Consider the following 18,288-nt stretch of genomic DNA (forward strand, 5'->3'; position numbering starts at 1 on the left):
CCCCATCACCTTGGCGTTATCCGCAGCTTGCAACGATGTCACCCGGCGACCCATGCCGACGGGCCCTTGCCCGTCGAACAATAAAACCCACGCCGACGCACGTTCCCGTTCTGCCGAACCCAAGGAGTGTTTGATGGTTAACCCTACAAAAATATCGTTGGCCGCTTTAGCGGTGGTGGTCGGTTCAGGGCCGTCCCTGGTGTCTGCAGAGGACAAGCCCGAAGGCTTTGTCGAAGGCAGCAGCCTGACGGTGCTCAACCGTAACCTCTACTTCAATCGTGATCACCGTAACGGCCAGTCCAGCCCTACCGGCAATGGTTATTCCGAAGCCTGGGCGCATGCGGTGATCAGCAAGTTCGAATCCGGTTTCACCCAAGGCACCGTCGGGGTCGGGGTCGATGCGTTTGCCATGATCGGTTTGAAACTCGACACCGGTGACGGGCGCAACGGTGGGCGCAGTTCGTTCGATGTGTTGCCGGTCAACCGAGACGGCCAGGCACGGGACGAATACAGCAAAATCGGTGGCGCCGCCAAAGTGCGGGCGTTCGGTACAGTGGTCAAGGTCGGTGATGTGTTCCCGGCCAACCCGATGGTGGCGGCCGGTGACTCGCGCCTGCTGCCGGAAAGCTTTCGCGGGGTGACGGCGACCAACACCAGCATTGCGGGCCTGTCGATTCAGGGCGGGCGTTTGCATGCGATGAGCCAACCGGTGTCCAGCGACCTGCGCGAAAACTTCGCCACGTTCTACGGCGGCCCGGTCAATTCGCCGTGGATCGCTTACGGCGGTGGCGACTACGTGCTGAACAAGAACCTCAGTTTCAGTCTGTACTCCAGTCGCCTCAAGGATGCCTGGAATCAATACTACGCCGGCACCGCATGGACCTATCCCCTGTCTGACGACCTCTCGCTGTTCGGCGGCCTGAACTATTACAAGGCGGTCGACGAAGGCAAACAACTGCTTGGCGAGTTCGACAACAACATCTGGAGCGGCCGGGTCGGTATGAAGCTCGGCGCCCACTCCGTCGCCCTCTCCCACCAGCGCAACAACGGTAATGACGACTTCGATTACCTGCGCCAGTCCGACTCGATCTTTCTCGACAACTCCATTCAGTACAGCGACTTCAACTCGCCGCAAGAACGTTCGTGGATGGTGCGTTATGACCTCGACATGAGCACTTACGGCGTGCCCGGCCTGTCGTTCATGACCCGATATGCGCGCGGCACCGATGCCGATTACAGCAACGCCAATGCCGTGTACATGCGCCGCGACGCCGAGGGTAATCCGCTGACCGACCAGAAGCGCTGGGAGCGCAATATCGAAGTCAAATACGTGGTGCAGAGCGGTTCACTGAAAGACCTGTCGCTGCGCTTGCGCCAGGCCACCACCCGCGCCACGGCGTTCGAGTCCGACCTGGATGAAGTACGGGTGATTGTCGAATACCCGCTGGCCATTCTCTGACTGCTCGTTGATGAAAATTCACCTTTAGAAGCTCCTTGCTCCTTTGGTAAGAGGTGAATCCTTTGGCGTCCTTCGGGGCGCCTTTTTTGCTTCGCAAAAAGTTATCGTTTTCTTGACCGGACCGTCGGCGACCTGCCATCTTCGCCTGCGCAGACCAACAAGAATAACGAGGGATCGATGAGTAGCCGTAAAAACCTGGAAATCGAATACTTGCGAGGGGCTGCTGTCGCCATGACCCTCCTGAGCCATGTCAACATGTTGCTGCCGTTCCATGTTGATGTGCTGCTACGGATTTTCTCGATCTTCATGCCCTGGACCGGCGTCGATCTGTTCTTCTGTATTTCCGGCTTCGTAGTCAGCAAGGCCTATCTGGACTATTTCGACAAACACCGCGCACAAGGCCAGTTCGGCCTGGCAGCGGCGTGTTTCTGGCTGCGCCGTGCCTACCGTCTATTGCCGACGGCCTGGCTCTGGATACTGATCCCGCTGATCTTTTCCATTGCGTTCAACCAGTCGAACATCTTCGGTTCGTGGTTCGACAATCTGCGCAGTTTCACCGCCGTTGCGACTTTCAGCGGTAACCTGGCGAATCAATACAACAGCCTGCTGGGCCCAAGCCCTCAGTACTGGAGCCTGGCGCTCGAAGAGCAGTTCTACTTCGTATTCCCGTTTTTCCTGCTGTTCATCACGGCCCCACGCTGGCGGGTCATCGCACTGTTCGCACTCATTGCCTTGCAGTTCGGTCTGGACCGCAATCCCTTCGGCAACCCCGCCAGCAGCATGCTCTCGTCCTTCCGCCTGGACGCCATGCTCTGGGGCATTCTCCTGTGCCTGTTTACCCGTACCCGTCTCTATCAACAGATAGAACCGGTCGGGCTGGGTCAGGGAATGCTCAAACCGTTGCTGTGCACGCTGTTTCTGCTCTACATGCTGGGCGCGATCGCCACTCAGCTGATCGCGGTGCCGATTGCCGTCGGTTTGATCGCGATCGTCGCGGTGCTGATAGTCTGGCTGGCCAGCTACCAGAAAGGCTACATCTACTGCCCGGCCGTCCTGCGCGGCTTCATGCAGTGGCTCGGTTCGCGGTCCTATGGCCTCTATGTGATCCACGTGTTCGCCAATCACCTGAGTACCGAGATCTGGACGCGTGTCGCCGCCAGTCAGGATGTACCGCTGGATGGGCGCTTTACGCTGGAGTTGCTGCTGACATCGGTGGGGTTGCTATTGGTGCTCAGCGAACTCAATTATCGCTTCATCGAAACGCCACTGCGTCTGCGCGGCGCCGAGATCGCCCGCCGCAAGTTGAACCAGGAAGCCGCGCCAGAACCCGCCGAAGCCGACGTCGCGCGATTGCCGGCCAAATAGTCCGAGTCGCAGCGGTGCGCGGGGATGAACATCACGAATCGACATACCGATCGTGAGACTGAAAATCCCCCCGTGCGGGAGCTGCCGAAGGCTGCGATCTTTTGATTTTGATTTTTAAGATCAAGCTCAAAAGATCGCAGCCTTCGGCAGGTCTGAGGTTGGCTGTTGGTTAGCCGCCGCGGTTGCGGCACGCGCCTGCCACGCTGTATCTGAGCGTATTGAGCTGCCCCTTGGAATCCTCGTAGGTCATGGCGGTCGGGACCACCGAGCAAGCGGGTTGCGGCTTCACCACGCTGACGATGTTCACCACGTCGAGCTTCATCCCGTATTCATATTCCTTGACCACTGGCGCCGCCTTGCCGCGCGCGGCCGCGTATTGCTGCATGGCTTTGGCATTGGCGCTGAACGCGCGCTCGAAAGTGCGATCACCACCGCCTTCGGCCAGCACATTCGCAGACATGGCCATGATGCCGGCGACGGTCATCCATTTGATCAACTGCATGTTTACTCCTCCCTATAAAAGCCCGGCATCGACACGCGACAACGGGCTTGTTCCAGTGCGCGGTGCTTACAGTTTTTTGCTCTGGTCGTCTTTCTTCTCGTTGACGACGACCGGGTCGCGAGCCTGTTCCTTGGCGACGAACAGCTCTACGGCGCGGTCATTGGCGCTCATCATGCGGTCGAAAGTGCGGTCACCACCGCCTTCGGCCAAGGCCAGGGACGACAGCATCAGGGCGGCTGCAAAGGTGCTCAGTCGGGCGAATTTCATCGTTGATTCCTCGTTTAAGTAGCTGACGGGATCAAGGTAACAAGGCGCACCTTTCGTGACGGTGGCGGGGGAATTACAGATTCGTCATGTACGTATACAAAACCCGCAGGAGTGAGCCTGCTCGCGATGGCGGTGGGTCAGCCGATGTAAATCCGGCAGATAGACCGATATCGCGAGCAGGTTCACCCCTACAAAAGATCACGGCCCAGTGGGGATCGGGTCCTCATCCCGGCGATGGGCGATCTGGTACAGCGCAGGCAAGATCAGCAACGTGAGGATCGTCGAAGACAGAATCCCGCCAATCACCACCGTCGCCAACGGCCGCTGCACTTCCGCGCCGGTACCTGTCGCAAGTGCCATCGGAATAAAGCCCAGCGACGCCACCAGCGCCGTCATCAACACCGGCCGCAAGCGCGTCAGCGCGCCGACATTAATCGCCTCCGCCAGCGACCTTCCCTCTTCACGCAAATTGCGAATGAACGCGATCATCACCAACCCGTTGAGCACCGCCACCCCGGACAATGCGATAAACCCCACGCCAGCCGAAATCGACAACGGAATATCGCGCAACCACAGCGCCATGACGCCGCCGGTCAAGGCAAACGGAATCCCGGTAAACACCAGCAAGCCGTCCTTGAGATTGTTGAACATCATGAACAGCAACCCGAACACCAGCAGCAACGCCACCGGCACCACGATCTGCAAGCGCCTGGCCGCCGATTGCAGTTGCTCGAATTGCCCGCCCCAACGGGTCCAGTAACCGGCCGGGACCTGCACATCGCGCTCGATCACCTCACCGGCCTCGCTGACAAACGAACCGATATCGCGCCCGCGCACGTTGGCGCTGACGATCACCAGACGCTTGCCGTTTTCGCGGCTGACCTGATTCGGCCCGAGCACCAGGTCGAGGCTGGCGACGTCCTTCAGCGCGATAAAACCGATCTGATTCGCCGCACCGCTCAGCGCCGGCACCGGAATCAGCAACGCCGCCAGGCCGTCGATGTCCTTGCGCATGGCATCGGACAAGCGCACCACCATGTCGAAACGCCGATCGCCCTCGTACAAGGTGCCGGCCTGACGCCCGCCCACTGCGACGGCGATGGTGTCCTGCACATCGCCAACGTTGAGGCCATAACGCGCCGCCTTGTCGCGGTCGATGTTAATGGTCAACACCGGCAACCCGGTGGTCTGCTCGACCTTCACTTCAGACGCGCCGCTGACCTTCTGCATCGCTGCCGCAATCTTCGCCGCCGTGGCGTTGAGTACATCCATATCATCGCCGAACACCTTGACCGCGACATCGCTGCGCACGCCGGAGATCAGTTCGTTGAAGCGCAACTGGATCGGCTGCGACAGTTCGTAGTTGCTGCCCGGCAACGTCGCGGCAGCGGCTTGCAGTTCAGCCATCAGGGTTTCACGGGGCTTTTTCGGGTCTGGCCATTGGTCTATGGGTTTGAGCATCACGTAACTGTCGGAGATGTTCGGTGGCATAGGGTCGGAAGCGATTTCGGCGGTGCCGGTGCGGGCAAAGACGCGTTCGACTTCCGGCACTTTTGCCAGAATCAAGGTCTCCAGCCGCTGCTGCATGTCCACCGACTGCGTCAGGCTGGTGCCCGGCACGCGCAACGCTTGCAGGGCAAAATCGCCTTCGCTGAGGCTCGGCACAAACTCGCTGCCCATGCGACTGGTGAGCACGCCGCTGAGCACGATCACGGCCAACGCCGCGCCCACTGCGATTGCCCGATGACTCATCACCCACGCCAGCGCCGGCGCATACACCCGGCGCGCGCCACGCATCACCGCGCCCTCTTCTTCCTTGACCTTGCCGGTGACGAACAGCGCAATCGCCGCCGGCACGAAGGTCACGGAAAGCAACATGGCACCGAGCAACGCGATGACCACGGTGAACGCCATCGGGTGGAACATTTTCCCTTCGACGCCGCTCAGGGCGAAGATCGGCAGGTACACCACCATGATGATCAACTGGCCGAAAATCAGCGGCCGCCGCGCCTCTTTCGCTGCGGCAAAGACTTCCCTGAAACGCTCGGCACGGCTCAGCAAACGGCCGTGATGCTGCTGCGCATGGGCCAAGCGGCGCAGGGTGTTTTCGACAATCACCACCGCGCCGTCGACAATAATCCCGAAGTCCAGCGCGCCGAGGCTCATCAGGTTGGCACTGACCTTGTTGCTGAACATGCCGGTGAAGGTAAACAGCATCGACAGCGGAATCACCATCGCGGTAATCAGCGCCGCACGGATATTGCCGAGGAACAGGAACAGAATCGCAATGACCAGGACCGCGCCTTCAACGAGGTTCTTTTTCACCGTGGCAATGGCTTTGTCGACCAAGTGCGTGCGGTCGTAAACCGGCACGGCAATCACGCCTTGGGGCAGGGATTTATTGATCTGTTCGAGCTTGCTCGCGACCGCTTGCGACACGGTACGGCTGTTCTCGCCGATCAGCATGAACACGGTGCCCAGCACCACTTCCCGACCGTTTTCGGTGGCCGCACCGCTGCGCAATTCACGGCCGATTTCCACGGTGGCGACGTTCTTCACCCGGATCGGCGTGCCGTCGACGTTGGCCATGACGATGTTGGCGATGTCCTCGGTGCTCGCCACTTGCCCCGGTGCGCGGATCAGCAACTGCTCGCCGCTGCGCTCGATATAACCGGCGCCGACGTTGGCGTTGTTGCGCTCCAGCGCGGTGACCAGATCGGTGAGGGTCAGCTTGTACGCGGCCAGGCGTTTCGGGTCCGGCGCGATCTGATATTCCTTGGCAAAACCACCGATGGTGTTGATCTCGGCGACACCCGGCACGTTGCGCAGTTGCGGCTTGATGATCCAGTCCTGAATCACCCGCAGATCGGTCGGCGTGTACGCGGTGCCGTCGTCCTTGAGCGCGCCCTCCTTCGCCTCAACCGTCCACAGAAAAATCTCGCCGAGCCCGGTAGAGATCGGCCCCATCACCGCCTCTGCGCCTTCAGGCAATTGCTCCTTGGCGATCTGCAAACGCTCGTTGACCAATTGACGGGCGAAGAACAGGTCAGTGCCGTCCTTGAAGATCACCGTCACTTGCGACAGCCCCGAACGCGACAGCGAACGGGTCTGTTCGAGTGCCGGCAGACCGGCCATGGCGGTTTCAATCGGGAAGGTGATGCGCTGTTCGGTTTCCAGCGGCGAAAACCCGGCGGCGCCGGTGTTGATCTGTACCTGAACGTTGGTGATGTCGGGCACGGCGTCGATCGGCAGCTTTTGATAACTGGCGATGCCGAGGCCGGCCATAAGCAGAACGGCGAGCAGCACAATGATGCGCTGCTCGATGGCAAACTGGATCAGGCGTTCGAACATGAGGACCTTCCAGAATTAATGGCTGTGCTCGGCTGAGGCTTTGCCCAGCTCCGACTTGAGGACGAAGCTGCCGGCGCTGGCGACTTGCGCGCCCGGTTCCAGCCCTTGAGTGATTTCGACGTGGCCGGCTGCACGGCCGCCCAGCTCCACCGCTTGCGCCTTGAAGCCATCATCGGTTCGGACGAACACCGTAGGTTTGTCCTCGACGGTCTGGATCGCGGTCTCCGGCACAGCGACTTTCACTTCGCGGCTGTCGGTGGCCACCCGTGCGCTGACGAACAGCCCCGGGCGCCATGAGCCCTGCGGGTTTTCCAGCGTCACGCGAACGGTCGCGGTGCGGGTCTGTTCACCGAGCAGACTGCCGACGTAGGCCACGTTGCCAGTCACTTCGGCTTTCAGTTCAGGCGCGCTGACGGTGACTGGTTTGCCCACCTGCACCTTGGTCAAGTCCTTGGGTGAAACACCGAACGTGACCCACACGCGGGACAAGTCGGACAGGGTGAAAGCAGCCGTGCTTTCATCGACCACCTCGCCGGGTGTCAGGTGTTTTTCCACCACCACGCCGTCGAACGGTGCGCGCAGTTCATAGCGATTGCCGCCGCTGGCGACCACGCTACCGCTGAGCACACTGATTTTCTGTCGAGCATTGTTCATGGTGATTTCCGCTTCTTGCAGTGCCTGGCGAGCCTGTAAGAAATCCTGTTCGGCGGAGATCTTGTCCTGCCAGAGTTTTTTCTCGCGCTCGTAGGTTGTCCGCGCCAAGTCCAGACGGCGTTGCGCAGCCGCCTGTTCGCTGCGCTGATCGGAGATCTGCTGGCTGGCAATCACCGCCAGTAACTGACCTTTTTTCACCGGTTGCCCGAGGTTGACCGCCACTGACTCGACCACTCCCGGCACTCGCGGCACAACGTGGGCGGTGCGATCCTCGTCGAAACGCACTTCACCGGGGAACGACAGGCCGAGGCTGAAGCGCTGCGCCTGCGCCTCGGCCAGTTGAATGCCCGCCGAGGTGATCTGCTCGGCGCTCAATTCGATATGCCCCTCTTCGTCATGCTCGCCTTCGGCTGCCGCGTTTTCTTCGGCGTGATCCGCATGTTCTGCCGCCTCATCGGCGTGAGCCTCGAGCGGTGCATTGCCCGCCCACATCGAGCCGATGCCAATGCCCAGCGCCAGGGTCGCCACCGCGACCACCATCAGTTTTTTATCCATGCAAACTCCTCTGCGCCGTGCCCGCGCGCAGTGATGTGAAAAGTCAAATTCAAGGGCTGACACTGAGGTCGCCGAAGATCCGTTCGAGGCGCACGCGGGCGTCGGTCGCCTCGCTGACGGCCTGGATGTATTGGCTGCGCGCGGCGATCAACGTGCGTTGGGCGTCGAGCACATCGAGGAAGCCGAACTTGCCCATTTCGAAACCACGGGTGGCGCTGTCCACCGCACTTTGCGCAGCGGGCAGGATGGTCTGATTGAAGGCTTTGACTTCGCCGTTGGCGGTCTGCCATTGCTCGAGGCTGGTCTGGATTTCCGTGCGCAAACGCAGCTCGGTGGCGTTGCGCAGATCCCGCGCCTGATCGGTTCGGCGAGCAGCGGCGAGCACGTTGCCCTGATTGCGGTTGAACAACGGAATCGGCATCGACAGCCCGACCACGTTGACCCGCTCGCGCTCGGTTTCGCTGTACTGACTGCCGATACTCACGGTGAGGTCGGGAATGCGCTGGGACTTTTCGAGGCCCAGCGACGCTTCGCGCTGATCAATCTGCAACGTGGCCAGACGCAGTTCGGCGGTCTCGTTCAGACGCTCAAGCAATTTTGTCGGAGGTGGAACGGCCGGCATGCTTTGCGTGGGTGCCTGCACCTTGGTCAACGTCGGCAACGGCGCGCCCATGACCTGCGCCAGTTGTTGGTACGCGGTGGCCTGATCGCGTTCGGCTCGGCTCAGTTCAAGGCGCACTTCCGAGAGCTGCACTTGCGCCCGCGTACCCTCGACCGGCGACGATTTACCCGCCTCAATGCGCCCTTGGGCTACGCGCACACCGTGCTCGGCCAATTGCAGAGATTGCCGGGACAGCTGCAAACGCTGCTGCGCGGTTTGCGCACTGTTGAACGCCTGAATTACATCGGCACGCAAGGCATTGCGCTTGCGCTCCAGTTCGATGCCGGCAGCGTCCTGCGCGCGGCTGGCGACGTCGATGCGGGCGCCGCGTTTGCCGCCCAGTTCGATCGGCTGGCTGAGCATCACCGTGGTGGTGCGCGAGTTGCGCCGGGTGTCTTCAGCCTCCCACGACACCTCGGGGTTGGGGATCAGGCCTGCCTGCTGGCGATCGCCCTCGGCAATCCCGATTTCCCACTGCGCGGCGGCCAGATCGGGGTTGCCGGCGAAGGCCGTTTGCAGGGCCTGCTCCAGAGTCAGGGTCGATGCAACCGCAAGGTTTGCAGTGGCCAGCAACAGAATGCCGCTGGCTATTTTTTTCAGGCGTGATCGCGCCATCAGCTCTGTTAAACCGGGCAATGGAAGACTTCCTTTAATCAAGAATCTTTGATGCCGCCACGGTAGAGTTTTGAACTTATCGACAAGGTGACTGGAAGATTACAAATCCGTCATCCACGGTTTGCCGAAGTTGTTTTGTTCTAGGATGCGAAGTGCAAACGGTTCTATCGAAATACATCGAAACAAAAACACAATAGTTATCTGCTGAACAGCACTTGCGGGAATCAAACTCATAAGGATTTTGTGGCTTGTGCTGCGACCGGCTGTCGCAGAGCAGCGTTTTAAAGCGCTTGGCGGTTGACCCTGTAGCCACTACAACCTTTATTGTCCGGACTTCCCCTCACCCCAGCCCTCTCCCGGGGGAGAGGGAGCCGACCGAGGTGTATGACACTTTCCATCGACCTGTTAAATCAAGTCGACTATGGATTCCGTAAAGATGTTCCACGTCGGTGCAGTTCTGAAGCCCCTCACCCTAACCCTCTCCCTCTGGGAGAGGGTTAGGGTGAGGGGCTTCTTATCGTTATAGAACAACGTCCGGAAGACCTTACAAAAACAATAACTTTCCCGGTCACCTTAATTAAATATCCATTAAATAAAAGTGGTGATAGATCATGCGAATCCTTGTCGTCGAGGACGAGCTTAAAGCTGCCGAATACTTGCATCAGGGTTTGACCGAAAGTGGTTATATCGTTGACCACGCCGCCACCGGTGCCGATGGATTGCATCTGGCGCAACAGCAGACTTATGACCTGATCATTCTCGACGTGAACCTGCCGGAACTGGACGGCTGGGGCGTGCTGGAACAACTGCGCCGCACCCACTCAACGCGGGTGATGATGCTCACCGCACGCGGGCGGCTGGCGGACAAAATCCGCGGTCTGGACCTGGGCGCCGATGACTATCTGGTCAAGCCGTTCGAGTTTCCCGAACTGCTGGCGCGGGTGCGCACCTTGATGCGCCGCAGCGAAAACATCCCGGTGCCGCAGGTACTGAAAGTCGCCGATCTGGAACTCGATCCGGGCCGCCATCGGGCGTTTCGTGGCGCGCAGCGCATCGACCTGACCACCAAGGAATTCGCCCTGCTGCACCTGCTGATGCGCCAGTCCGGCGAGGTGCTGACCCGCACGCAGATCATCTCGCTGGTGTGGGACATGAACTTCGATTGCGACACCAACGTGGTCGAAGTGTCGATCCGCCGCTTGCGGGCAAAAATCGACGACCCGTTCGAGCACAAGCTGATCCATACCCTGCGCGGTGTCGGTTACGTGCTGGAGGCACGGGAATGAAGCCGGCCAGCCTGTCGATGCGCCTCGGTCTGACGGTGAGTACGCTCGGCGCGATGCTGGTGGTGTTTCTGGCGATCCTGGCGTATTTCGCCCTGACCCATGAGCTCAACGCGCTGTCGCGCGACAGCTTGCAAAAGAAGATGGCGCAGGTGGAGCACAGCCTGTCGCTGTACGTCGACGCCAAGGAAGTCAGTGGCAAGCCGCACATTCTGCTCGATCAGGTCATGGGCCATGACAACCTGACGCTGACCATTTATGACCGCTTGAACCTGCGTTCGCCGTTGCTCAAAACCGGCTCCGGGCTGAGGGATCCGCGGGTCGAATTGCGGGCAGTGCGAGCGGCGACCGATCAGTTGACCTACAGCGACAGTACCGATGCCGAGGGGGCGAAATTCCTTACCGCATCGAAGTTGATTCGGCTCAAGGATGGCAACCGCGTGCCGGTGTTGCTGTCGATGGACAACGCCCACGATCAGGCCTTGCTCAGCGCCTATCTGCGCTCGACGCTGATTGCCCTGCCGCTGTTGCTGGTGTTCATCGGCCTCACCGCGTGGGGTGCGGTGCAGCGCGGCCTGGCGCCGATGCGCGAGTTTCGCAAAGTGGCGGCGATGGTCTCGACCCAGGACCTGGACCATCGGCTGTCGGTGGTGAACATGCCACAGGAATTGAGCGAACTGGCCCAGGGCATCAACGTCATGCTGCATCGGCTGGATGCCGGGGTGCAGCAGTTGTCGCAGTTCTCCGATGACCTGGCCCATGAGCTGCGCACGCCGATCAACAACCTGATGGGCAAAGCCCAGGTGACCTTGTCCCGCGAACGCACAACCGAGGAATACAAGGACGTATTGGTGTCCTGCACCGAGGAGCTGGAGCGCGTGGCGCGGATTGTTTCGGACATGCTGTTTCTGGCGCAAGTCAGTCATCCGTCGGCGCTGGCGCCGTTTGAATCGGTGGCGCTGGAGGCTGAGGTCGCAAAAGTGGCCGAAATGTTTTCGTTGTCGGCGCAGGAAAAGAACATTCACATGAACGTCGTCGGCAGCGCGTCGGTGCAGGGTGACCGGTTGATGATTCAGCGGGCGGTTTCCAATTTGCTGTCGAATGCGCTGCGCCACTGCCCGGAGGGGAAAACCGTGACGCTGCTGATCGAGCAAGGTGCGACACAGGCTGCGCTGTTGGTGAGCAATCCGGGGGCGGGGATCGAGGCGCAGCATCTGCCGCATCTGTTCGATCGTTTCTACCGCGTCGACAGCGCCCGCTCGCGTTCGCAGGGCAGCACCGGGCTGGGGCTGGCGATTGTGCGCTCGATCATGAGCCTGCATCAGGGGGTGGCGGAGGTGAAAAGCCTGCCCGGCGCCATGACCGTGTTCCGCCTGGGCTTTCCTGTGGCGACACCAATGGCCCCATCGCTGGCAAGCCAGCTCCCACAGTGAATTGCGGTGTACACAGAGTTTTGTGCACACCACAGAAACCTGTGGGAGCCTGGCTTGCCAGCGATGGCGGTCGATCAAGCACAAATGAAAACGGCACCTTGCGGTGCCGTTTGCCTTTCACCGTTCCACTATCACTTGCGCGCATCCGCCCACGATTTCAGCAGTTCGTTGTAGCTCACGGTCTCGCCCTTCGGCTTCTCGTTGGCCAGTTTCGGTTTCGGTGCACCCGGTTGATCAAACCAGTATTGCGCGTCGCGCTCCGGGTTCATTTTCGGTGCACACACCGCTTGCGCCTTGGAGCGTTCGAGACGCGTCATGATCGCGTCCTGATCCTTGGCCAAACCATCCAGCGCCTGTTGCGGGGTCTTCTCGCCGCTGGCCGCTTCGGCGATGTGGCTCCACCACAATTGCGCCAGACGCGGATAGTCCGGCACGTTGGTCCCGGTCGGGGTCCATTGCACGCGGGCCGGGCTGCGGTAGAACTCGACCAGGCCACCGAGCTTCGGCGCCAGATCGGTCATCGCCTGCGAGTTGATGTCCGACTCGCGAATCGGCGTCAGGCCCACAATGGTTTTCTTCAGCGAAACGGTTTTCGAGGTGACGAACTGCGCATACAGCCACGCCGCGAGTTTCTGTTTCTCAGGCGTGGATTTCATGAACGTCCACGACCCCACGTCCTGATACCCAAGCTTCATGCCCTCCTCCCAATACGGTCCGCGCGGCGACGGCGCCATGCGCCATTTCGGCGTGCCGTCGGCGTTGACCACCGGCAGACCCGGTTTGGTCATGTCGGCGGTGAACGCGGTGTACCAGAAAATCTGCTGGGCGATGTTGCCTTGCGACGGTACCGGACCAGATTCGGAGAAGGTCATGCCTGCCGCTTCCGGTGGCGCGTACTTCTTCAGCCAGTCGACATACTTGGTGGTGGCGAACACCGCCGCCGGACCATTGGTGTCGCCGCCGCGAGTCACGCTGGAGCCGACCGGGTGGCAGTCCTCGACGCGAATCCCCCACTCGTCCACCGGCAAGCCGTTGGGCAGGCCCTTGTCGCCGCCACCGGCCATGGAGAACCAGGCATCGGTGAAACGCCAGCCCAGCGACGGGTCTTTCTTGCCGTAGTCCATGTGTCCGTAGACGCGCTTGCCGTCGATTTCCTTGACGTCTTCGCTGAAGAATTTGGCGATGTCTTCATAGGCCGACCAGTTCACCGGCACGCCGAGTTCGTAGCCGTACTTTTCCTTGAACTTGGCTTTCAGGTCGGCGCGTTCGAACCAGTCGGCACGGAACCAGTACAGGTTGGCGAACTGCTGGTCAGGCAGCTGATAAACCTTGCCGTCCGGCGCGGTGGTGAACGAGATGCCGATGAAGTCCTTGATGTCGAGGGTCGGCGAGGTGAAGTTCTTGCCTTCGTTGGCCATCAGGTCGGTGATCGACTCGGTCTTGCCGTAGCGAAAGTGCGTGCCGATCAGGTCCGAGTCGTTGACCCAGCCGTCGTAGATGTTTTTGTCCGACTGCATCACCGTCTGCATTTTTTCCACCACGTCGCCTTCTTGCAGCAGGTCGTGGGTCAGCTTGATCCCGGTGATTTCGGTGAAGGCCTTGGCCAGCACCTTGGACTCGTATTCGTGGGTGGTCAGGGTCTCGGAAACCACTTTGATTTCCATGCCGCGAAACGGCTCGGCGGCCTTGATGAACCACTTCAGTTCTTCGAGTTGCTGCTCCGCCGTCAGGGTCGACGGTTTGAATTCACTGCCGATCCATTTTTTCGCCGCGTCTTCGTAGGCATCCGCCCACGCGGCGGCGCTCAAACCGCTGAGTGCCAGCATGGCTGCCAATGAAATGCTATGTCGCAGCTTATTGTTTTTGTCGAACATAGAGACCTCCTGTTTAAGTTGTGGAGCCGCGTTGCCGAACGACTCGACTAGCCCCAACGCATCACAGCCAACAGCCACACCAGGGACAACGCGGACGCCACCCAGATGCTCCAGTCGGTGGCGCCGATCACCAGCAAATGCAGGTAGGCGCTGCCGAGAAGACCGATAAACAAGCGATCACCACGGGTGGTGGCAATCGGCAGAAAACCTCGCCGCAGGATGCTCGGCGAGCGCAACTCCCATGTCGTCATACCAACCAGAATCAGGCCGATGACGATGAAGAAAGCTGCGGTAGGTGTAGTCCAGCTCATCCATTCCATCATCAGCTCCTCAGACCCGACCGAGGGCAAAGCCCTTGGCCACGTGGTTGCGAACAAACCAGATCACCAGCATGCCCGGCAGGATGGTCAACACCCCCGCCGCCGCCAGCACGCCCCAGTCGATGCCCGAGGCCGAGACCGTGCGCGTCATCACGGCGGCAATCGGCTTGGCATTCACCGAGGTCAGCGTGCGCGCCAGCAACAGTTCGACCCAGGAAAACATGAAGCAGAAAAACGCCGTCACGCCGATGCCGGAGCCGATCAGCGGGATAAAAATCTTCACGAAGAACTTGGGGAAACTGTAGCCGTCGATGTAGGCGGTTTCGTCGATTTCCTTAGGCACGCCGGACATGAAGCCCTCGAGAATCCACACCGCCAGCGGCACGTTGAACAGGCAGTGCGCGAGCGCCACGGCGATGTGCGTGTCGAACAGCCCGATCGACGAATACAACTGGAAGAACGGCAGCAGAAACACCGCCGGCGGCGCCATGCGGTTGGTCAGCAGCCAGAAGAACAGGTGTTTGTCGCCGAGGAAGCGATAACGCGAAAACGCATACGCCGCCGGCAACGCCACGCTCAGTGAGATCACCGTGTTGAGGCTGACGTAGTACAGCGAGTTGATGTAGCCGCTGTACCAACTCGGATCGGTGAAGATCACCTTGTAGTTCGCCAGCGTGAAGTCCTGGGGAAAAAGGGTCAGGCCGCCGAGGATTTCGGTGTTGCTCTTGAACGACATGTTCAGCAGCCAGTAGATCGGCACCAGCAGGAACAGGATGTACACCAGCAGCGGAATCAGCTTTCTCTTGCTCATGGCCGGGCCCTCAGCGGTTGGCGTCGGAATGGGTCATGGCGGTGTAGAACAGCCACGAAACCAACAGGATGATCAGGAAGTACACCAGCGAAAACGCCGCTGCCGGACCGAGGTCGAATTGCCCTACCGCCATCTGCGTCAACGTCTGACTCAAGAAGGTCGTGGCGTTACCCGGCCCGCCGCCGGTGAGCACGAACGGCTCGGTGTAGATCATGAAGCTGTCCATGAAACGCAGCATCACCGCGATCAGCAGCACGCTTTTCAGCTTCGGCAACTGAATGTGGCGGAACACTGCCCACGCCGACGCCCGGTCGATGCGCGCCGCCTGGTAATACACGTCGGGAATCGCCCGCAGACCCGAGAAGCACAACAGCGCCACCAATGAAGTCCAGTGCCAGACGTCCATCACCAGCACCGTGACCCAGGCGTCCATGGTGTTGGCCGCATAGTTGTAGCTGATGCCCATCGCGTTAAGGCTCGAACCCAACAAGCCGATGTCGGCGCGGCCGAAGATCTGCCAGATCGTGCCGACCACGTTCCACGGGATCAGCAGCGGGATTGCCAGAATGATCAGCACCACCGACGACCAGCGGCCCTTGGTCGGCATGGTCAGGGCGACGGCGATGCCCAGCGGGATTTCAATCAGCAACACGCACGCGGAGTAGATGAACTGGCGCAGCAGCGAGTCGTGCAGACGTGGATCGAGCAGCACTTGCTTGTACCAATCGGCGCCAACGAAGTAGCGGCTGGATTGGTCGAAGATGTCCTGCACCGAATAGTTGACCACGGTCATCATCGGGATCACCGCACTGAAGGCCACCAGCAGAAACACCGGCAACACCAGCCACCAGGCCTTGTTGTTCTGCACCTTGTTCATGGCTGCACCTCATCACCGGCTTCAAGCAGAAATTCATCGGCATAGACCATCAACCACTGCGCTGGAAAACTGATGTACGCCGTGCCCTGCGGCACCGGTTTGTCTTCGGTCAGGCGCACCTTGAGCGGCGCGCCATCAAGGTCGAGGGTCATGATCTTGTAGGTGCCGAGGTCTTCGACGTGTACGACCCGCGCCTGCATCGCGTCATCAAACGGCTCGTCCCACACATGAATGAACTCGGGGCGGATGCCGACCTTCAGATTTTTCCACTGACCGTGCTCGATATGCCGTTGCATGGCGTCGGACAACGGCAGGTGCGTCGAGGCGAAACCGACGCCGCCGGGTTGCGGCTGCACGTCGATCAGGTTCATCCCCGGACTGCCGATGAAGTAGCCGACAAAGGTGTGGCTCGGCCGCTCGAACAATTCCCTTGGCGTACCGAACTGAACGATCTGGCCGCCGTACATCACCGCAATCTTGTCGGCGAAGGTCGAGGCTTCCAGTTGATCGTGGGTGACGTAGACCATGGTGATGTTGAATTGCTCGTGGATCTGCTTGAGCTTGCGCCGCAGTTTCCACTTCAGGTGCGGGTCGATCACCGTCAGCGGTTCGTCGAAGAGGATTGCCGAGACGTCGTCACGCACCAGACCACGGCCCATGGAGACTTTCTGTTTTTCGTCGGCGGTGAGGTTACAGGCCTTTTTGCTCAGCAGGTTTTGCAGGTCGAGAACTTCGGCAATTTCCTGCACCTTGCTGTGCACTTTCGCCTCGGCCATGCCCTGATTGCGCAGCGGAAAGGCGAGGTTATCGAACACCGTCATGGTGTCGTAGACCACCGGAAACTGGAAAACCTGGGCGATGTTGCGCTTCTCCGGCGTCAGGTCATTCACCGCTTTGCCGTCGAACAACACATGGCCCTGCGAGGGGCTGAGCAGGCCGGAAATGATGTTGAGCAACGTCGACTTGCCGCAACCCGACGGCCCGAGCAAGGCGTAGGCGCCGCCCTGCTCCCAGACGTGATCCATCTCGCGGATGGCATAATCCTCCGCGCCGCTCGGGGTTTTGCTGTAGCTGTGGGCGAGGTGCTGCAAACGGATTTCGGCCATCAGGCAACCCTCGCGACACGCCGGCCCGGTGCTTGCACCAGACGGCCCTGCGCATCGAACACAAACAGTTTATGGGTCGGGATGTAGATGCGGATCGGCGCATCGACGTCGTATTCGTGAACCCCGGGCAGGTGCAGCACCAGCAGGAAATGCTCGTTGCGCACGTGCAGGAAGGTTTCCGAACCGCTGATCTCCGCCACTTCGACGGTGACCGCCAGTTCCAGATCGTCATCGTTGCTCGGCACCAGCGAAATGTGGCTGGGGCGCACGCCGAAGCGGAACTCGCCCTCACCCACCGGGCGCAGATCGACGTTCAACGGGAAGTGCACGAAATTGGCGAAGCTGACTTCGTTGCCGGCGATGCGTCCGGGCATCAGGTTGATCGGTGGTTCGGAGAACAATTCCGCCGCCAACACGGTTTGCGGCTGGTGATACACCGAAGTCGACGGGCCGCTCTGAATCACCCGGCCTTCGTGAAGAATGGTTGTGGTGCCGCCGAGTGCCAGCGCTTCGTTGGGTTCGGTGGTGGCGTAGATCGCGATGGTATGGCGCGCCTTGAACAGCTCGCGCATTTCCTGACGCAGTTCCTCGCGCAACTTGTAATCGAGGTTGACCAGCGGCTCGTCGAACAGGATCAGCTCGGCATCCTTGACCAGCGCGCGAGCCATGGCGGTGCGCTGCTGTTGGCCGCCGGAGAGTTCCAGCGGATAGCGCTGCAGAAACTTCTCGATGCGCAGCATCTTCGCGGTTTCCAGCACTTTGCTCTGAATGATTTCTTTCGAGACCCCGGCCTGACGCAGGGGCGAGGCGATGTTCTCGAACACGGTCATGGTCGGGTAATTGATGAACTGCTGATAGACCATCGACACGTTGCGCAACCGCACCGGGCGCTGGGTGACATCGACGCCGTTCATCAGGATGCGCCCGCTGTCGGGCTTGTCCAGCCCGGCCATTAACCGCATGAGGCTGGTTTTGCCGGACAGCGTGCGCCCAAGCAAAACGTTGAACGAACCGGGTTCGAATTTCAGGCAGGCATCGTCGATCCAGGTCTGGCCCTCGACGGTGCGGCTGACGTGCTCCAGGGTGAGTGACATGGCTCGGCCTTTTTATTATTGGAGTCAAGCGACCTGTGCATCAGAGCGACATTCGTGCCAG

General features: G+C 60.3%; 15 protein-coding genes. 4 read left to right on the forward strand and 11 right to left on the reverse strand.

Going from position 1 to position 18,288, the window contains the following annotated elements:
• The first annotated feature begins 133 nt into the window (after positions 1-133).
• Both ACXX9E_RS23070 and ACXX9E_RS23075 read left to right on the forward strand, forming a co-directional pair.
• Positions 134-1,459, forward strand: a complete 1,326-nt coding sequence (locus tag ACXX9E_RS23070; protein ID WP_458556253.1) for an OprD family porin — start codon at positions 134-136, stop codon at positions 1,457-1,459.
• Between the two features lie 177 nt (positions 1,460-1,636).
• Positions 1,637-2,824, forward strand: a complete 1,188-nt coding sequence (locus ACXX9E_RS23075) for an acyltransferase family protein (protein WP_458556254.1) — start codon at positions 1,637-1,639, stop codon at positions 2,822-2,824.
• A gap of 169 nt (positions 2,825-2,993) precedes the next feature.
• On the opposite strand, the gene ACXX9E_RS23080 is transcribed toward ACXX9E_RS23075, so the two are convergent.
• The 5 genes from ACXX9E_RS23080 to ACXX9E_RS23100 form a co-directional block, all read right to left on the reverse strand.
• Entirely contained in the window at positions 2,994-3,326 is a 333-nt protein-coding gene (locus ACXX9E_RS23080; protein WP_123462451.1) for a DUF2790 domain-containing protein, read from the reverse strand.
• Between the two features lie 66 nt (positions 3,327-3,392).
• Positions 3,393-3,593: a co-regulatory protein PtrA N-terminal domain-containing protein gene (locus ACXX9E_RS23085; RefSeq protein ID WP_222832557.1), complete on the reverse strand. Its 201-nt coding sequence runs from the start codon at positions 3,591-3,593 to the stop codon at positions 3,393-3,395.
• 198 nt (positions 3,594-3,791) lie between these two features.
• Complete coding sequence (locus ACXX9E_RS23090) at positions 3,792-6,944, reverse strand: CusA/CzcA family heavy metal efflux RND transporter (RefSeq protein WP_458556255.1); 3,153 nt, start codon at positions 6,942-6,944, stop codon at positions 3,792-3,794.
• Positions 6,945-6,959: 15 nt separating this feature from the next.
• Positions 6,960-8,153 (reverse strand): efflux RND transporter periplasmic adaptor subunit, encoded by a 1,194-nt coding sequence (locus ACXX9E_RS23095; protein ID WP_458556256.1) that lies wholly within the window; start codon positions 8,151-8,153, stop codon positions 6,960-6,962.
• A gap of 49 nt (positions 8,154-8,202) precedes the next feature.
• A complete protein-coding gene (locus ACXX9E_RS23100; RefSeq protein ID WP_186744360.1) occupies positions 8,203-9,450 on the reverse strand; it encodes a TolC family protein in 1,248 nt (415 codons plus the stop codon).
• Between the two features lie 590 nt (positions 9,451-10,040).
• Between ACXX9E_RS23100 and ACXX9E_RS23105 the strand changes: the two genes are divergently transcribed.
• Positions 10,041-10,715: a heavy metal response regulator transcription factor gene (locus ACXX9E_RS23105; protein ID WP_128614809.1), complete on the forward strand. Its 675-nt coding sequence runs from the start codon at positions 10,041-10,043 to the stop codon at positions 10,713-10,715.
• The gene (locus ACXX9E_RS23110; protein WP_458556257.1) at positions 10,712-12,145 is read left to right on the forward strand and encodes a heavy metal sensor histidine kinase; all 1,434 of its coding nucleotides are present in this window, start codon (positions 10,712-10,714) and stop codon (positions 12,143-12,145) included. The genes ACXX9E_RS23105 and ACXX9E_RS23110 overlap by 4 nt, the downstream gene beginning before the upstream one ends.
• Before the next feature lie 131 nt (positions 12,146-12,276).
• Here ACXX9E_RS23110 and ACXX9E_RS23115 read toward each other — a convergent pair whose 3' ends face one another.
• The 6 genes from ACXX9E_RS23115 to ACXX9E_RS23140 are packed head-to-tail and all read right to left on the reverse strand — an operon-like array spanning position 12,277 to position 18,227.
• A complete protein-coding gene (locus ACXX9E_RS23115) occupies positions 12,277-14,019 on the reverse strand; it encodes an ABC transporter substrate-binding protein (protein WP_123462437.1) in 1,743 nt (580 codons plus the stop codon).
• A gap of 47 nt (positions 14,020-14,066) precedes the next feature.
• Complete coding sequence (locus ACXX9E_RS23120) at positions 14,067-14,339, reverse strand: DUF2160 domain-containing protein (RefSeq protein ID WP_007912485.1); 273 nt, start codon at positions 14,337-14,339, stop codon at positions 14,067-14,069.
• Positions 14,340-14,349: 10 nt separating this feature from the next.
• Positions 14,350-15,150 (reverse strand): carbohydrate ABC transporter permease, encoded by an 801-nt coding sequence (locus ACXX9E_RS23125; RefSeq protein ID WP_123450806.1) that lies wholly within the window; start codon positions 15,148-15,150, stop codon positions 14,350-14,352.
• 10 nt (positions 15,151-15,160) lie between these two features.
• On the reverse strand, positions 15,161-16,027 hold the full coding sequence (locus ACXX9E_RS23130; RefSeq protein WP_007912484.1) for a carbohydrate ABC transporter permease: 867 nt from the start codon (positions 16,025-16,027) through the stop codon (positions 15,161-15,163).
• On the reverse strand, positions 16,024-17,133 hold the full coding sequence (locus tag ACXX9E_RS23135) for an ABC transporter ATP-binding protein (RefSeq protein ID WP_458556258.1): 1,110 nt from the start codon (positions 17,131-17,133) through the stop codon (positions 16,024-16,026). Before ACXX9E_RS23135 ends, ACXX9E_RS23130 begins: the two co-directional genes overlap by 4 nt.
• The gene (locus ACXX9E_RS23140; protein ID WP_123462433.1) at positions 17,133-18,227 is read right to left on the reverse strand and encodes an ABC transporter ATP-binding protein; all 1,095 of its coding nucleotides are present in this window, start codon (positions 18,225-18,227) and stop codon (positions 17,133-17,135) included. Before ACXX9E_RS23140 ends, ACXX9E_RS23135 begins: the two co-directional genes overlap by 1 nt.
• Positions 18,228-18,288: the final 61 nt, after the last annotated feature.

Source organism: Pseudomonas sp. GNP014, assembly GCF_054344005.1.

Coding starts and splice junctions, on each gene's coding strand:
- ACXX9E_RS23070 (WP_458556253.1), top strand. CDS start 134: ATGGTTAACCCTACAAAAATATCGTTGGCCGCTTTAGCGGTGGTGGTC.
- ACXX9E_RS23075 (WP_458556254.1), top strand. CDS start 1,637: ATGAGTAGCCGTAAAAACCTGGAAATCGAATACTTGCGAGGGGCTGCT.
- ACXX9E_RS23080 (WP_123462451.1), bottom strand. CDS start 3,326: ATGCAGTTGATCAAATGGATGACCGTCGCCGGCATCATGGCCATGTCT.
- ACXX9E_RS23085 (WP_222832557.1), bottom strand. CDS start 3,593: ATGAAATTCGCCCGACTGAGCACCTTTGCAGCCGCCCTGATGCTGTCG.
- ACXX9E_RS23090 (WP_458556255.1), bottom strand. CDS start 6,944: ATGTTCGAACGCCTGATCCAGTTTGCCATCGAGCAGCGCATCATTGTG.
- ACXX9E_RS23095 (WP_458556256.1), bottom strand. CDS start 8,153: ATGGATAAAAAACTGATGGTGGTCGCGGTGGCGACCCTGGCGCTGGGC.
- ACXX9E_RS23105 (WP_128614809.1), top strand. CDS start 10,041: ATGCGAATCCTTGTCGTCGAGGACGAGCTTAAAGCTGCCGAATACTTG.
- ACXX9E_RS23110 (WP_458556257.1), top strand. CDS start 10,712: ATGAAGCCGGCCAGCCTGTCGATGCGCCTCGGTCTGACGGTGAGTACG.
- ACXX9E_RS23115 (WP_123462437.1), bottom strand. CDS start 14,019: ATGTTCGACAAAAACAATAAGCTGCGACATAGCATTTCATTGGCAGCC.
- ACXX9E_RS23120 (WP_007912485.1), bottom strand. CDS start 14,339: ATGGAATGGATGAGCTGGACTACACCTACCGCAGCTTTCTTCATCGTC.
- ACXX9E_RS23125 (WP_123450806.1), bottom strand. CDS start 15,150: ATGAGCAAGAGAAAGCTGATTCCGCTGCTGGTGTACATCCTGTTCCTG.
- ACXX9E_RS23130 (WP_007912484.1), bottom strand. CDS start 16,027: ATGAACAAGGTGCAGAACAACAAGGCCTGGTGGCTGGTGTTGCCGGTG.
- ACXX9E_RS23135 (WP_458556258.1), bottom strand. CDS start 17,133: ATGGCCGAAATCCGTTTGCAGCACCTCGCCCACAGCTACAGCAAAACC.
- ACXX9E_RS23140 (WP_123462433.1), bottom strand. CDS start 18,227: ATGTCACTCACCCTGGAGCACGTCAGCCGCACCGTCGAGGGCCAGACC.